Below are 571 nucleotides of genomic sequence, written 5' to 3'. Positions count from 1 at the left end.
GGCCGCAGCGCTGGTGGCCTGCGGCACCGTGCCGCAACCCAACGCCGCCCTCGACAGGGCTCACGCCAGCTATGAAACGCTGCAAGGCGACCCGAAGGCCGTCGAGTACGCCGGGCCGGAGATGACGCAGGCCCGCGAAGCGCTCGCGGCCGGCGATGCGGCCCGCGCGCGCGGCGACACGCTGCGCAGCGTCGACCACTTCGCCTACCTGGCCCAGCAGCGCGTGGCCATCGCGCGCGAGGCCACCAGTGCCAAGACCTGGGACAAGGCCGCCGCCGATGCCAAGGCCGGCAGCGTCGGCGACAAGGCGGCGCGCGAGGTGGCCGCAGCCCGCATGGCAACCCAGGCCAAGGGCGCGGAACTGGCGGTCGCCACGGCCGGCGCGCAGCAGGACAAGGCGCGTGCCGCCGAGCTGGAGCTGCAGCTGAAGGCGCTGGGCTCCAAGCAGACCGACCGCGGCGACGTGATCACGCTGGGCGACGTGCTGTTCGACTCCAACCGCGCCCAGTTGCGCGCCGGCGGTGTGCGCGACATGGGCAAGCTGGTCGAGTTCATGAAGAACCACCCGAAG

Annotated in this window: 1 protein-coding gene; it reads left to right on the top strand. The window is 73.0% G+C overall.

The features are described 5' to 3' along the window. Positions 1 to 28 precede the first annotated feature (28 nt). The coding region (locus AC1D15_RS36325) for a DUF4398 domain-containing protein (protein WP_477829908.1) at positions 29 to 571 on the top strand (543 nt) is incomplete at its 3' end.

The organism is Rhizobacter sp. P2_H2 (assembly GCF_056403375.1).
Note: the sequence above shows the minus strand (reverse complement) of the source record. Positions and strands in the feature narration are given on the sequence as shown.